We start from the raw sequence: 1,670 nt of genomic DNA on the forward strand, positions 1-1,670 counted from the left end.
CCAAGAACCGGTTCCCCTCACTGGACGTCTACCGCAACACCGACCACGCCGAACTGCGCCTCATCACCTGCGCCGGCGACTACCGCGACCATCACTACGCCGACAACACCGTCGTCTACGCGCGCCTCGACCAGCCCCGCTCACATCACACCCCCTCGCCCGACCCAGGGCAGTGACCTGAAGGCCGGAAGTCAGCAAAGGAGAACGCCATGACAGGCCGCACTCCCGACCTGCCTGCCCCACGCGCACCCATGACTGCTGAGGCCGTGCTGGCGCGATGGCCCACCGGAGCCTGGAAGACCGAACTCATCGGCTCCGTGCTGTACTTCCACGGCGCCTTCGACGAACGGGACGTCGACACGGCGGCCCGCGCCTACCCCGGCCGCCGTGTACTGGTCAACACCGCACACGATCTCGAAGTGCACCCTGCCGGGACGACACCGCTGCTGTCGATCCTCGACGAGGCCACAAACCGAGCCCGCCCCACCCTCACGCGGATCTATCTGTGCCTCACCGTGGAGCCTTGAAGGCCAGACGCGGCGGATGCCCCCGCACCGTAACGCGCTGTCTGCCCGGCGCCGTCAGCCCGTCGCAGCCGCGGGAGACTGCTCGACGGTGCGCGCGAGGATGCCGAGCGTCGCCCGCAGGCCGGCTTCCGGGATCACCGGAAAGATTCCTGCCTGGCGGTAGTGGTCGTCGATCTGGCTCCAGTCGTAATACGACGTGACCGCCGTTCCGGAACCGTGCGGTTCGAGGCGGTAGCCGTAGAGGTGCCGGATCGGCGGCTGGATCGTGCCCGAGATCGTCCACTCCAGGAGAGCTCCGTCTTCGTAGCGCGTGATGATCACTGTCACGTCATAGCGGCCCATGGGCAGATCACCCAGCGCCTCCCGGTCCATGTGGACGACGAACTCGTCCCCAACGGCGGTCACCGGTGCGCCCTCCGCGGACTGGAGCATCCCCGAGCTGTCGATGAGCACATGCCCTTGCGGCGAACACAGGACATCGAAGATCGCAGCCGGGGATGCGGCGATCTGGCGCGTGACTTCAAACCGTTCGACTGTCATGCGCCCACCCTCGCACTCACGGCTCGACAAGGACGAACCGGGCTCGGAGGCAATCCAAAAACGGCGAGCCCGAAGCTCCGATCTTCGAAGACATTCCACGGTCACGGAATCAGAAAAATGCAGCGGCATGATATATCCGGAGCAGACAGAATTACGGATTGGTCCGGCACCACAAATTCCTTCGATTGGCGTACAGGTAATTCTCTCTGCACTAAGAGGAAACGGCTCACCGTAAGGAATGCGGGGCACTGCCGGTGAAGAGCGCCGACCACAGGGCGAGTTGATCAACTTGGGCTCCCAGGCTGTACAGCACCCTTCCCACAAGACCACCTGGCACGGTGGGCCCACATCCCTCTTTCGGCGTAATCCTCACTCGCGTCCCCCAACGAATTAAGGAAGCCCATACATTGCACATTCGAGCCCCTCACCTGCGATTCCCGCAGCGACTGAAGGTGGGAACGCAAAATCTCAACACAGGCGACGGTCACACCCGACGCGGAATCCATGATTCTCTCCGTTAAGGCATTTCTCATGTCGCGCATTGCCACCAGCTGGTGATTGGCCGTCAGGCTCACTCTGATCCACCGGCGGTCGGCTGGCTCG

The 1,670-nt window shown here is 63.7% G+C and carries 2 protein-coding genes; one reads left to right on the top strand and one right to left on the bottom strand.

Annotated elements, in window-relative coordinates:
• Positions 1 to 209 precede the first annotated feature (209 nt).
• Complete coding sequence (locus K377_RS40370; RefSeq protein WP_181512770.1) at positions 210 to 527, top strand: hypothetical protein; 318 nt, start codon at positions 210 to 212, stop codon at positions 525 to 527.
• A 54-nt stretch (positions 528 to 581) separates the two neighbouring features.
• Here K377_RS40370 and K377_RS40375 read toward each other — a convergent pair whose 3' ends face one another.
• On the bottom strand, positions 582 to 1,067 hold the full coding sequence (locus tag K377_RS40375; protein WP_111668626.1) for a polyketide cyclase: 486 nt from the start codon (positions 1,065 to 1,067) through the stop codon (positions 582 to 584).
• Between the last annotated feature and the right edge of the window lie 603 nt (positions 1,068 to 1,670).

The organism is Streptomyces sp. PsTaAH-137 (assembly GCF_003259365.1).
In the GTDB taxonomy this organism is placed as follows: domain Bacteria; phylum Actinomycetota; class Actinomycetes; order Streptomycetales; family Streptomycetaceae; genus Streptomyces.

What these genes read in the sequence shown, in the direction of transcription:
- K377_RS40370 (WP_181512770.1), top strand. Translation starts at nt 210, where the DNA reads ATGACAGGCCGCACTCCCGACCTGCCTGCCCCACGCGCACCCATGACT.
- K377_RS40375 (WP_111668626.1), bottom strand. Translation starts at nt 1,067, where the DNA reads ATGACAGTCGAACGGTTTGAAGTCACGCGCCAGATCGCCGCATCCCCG.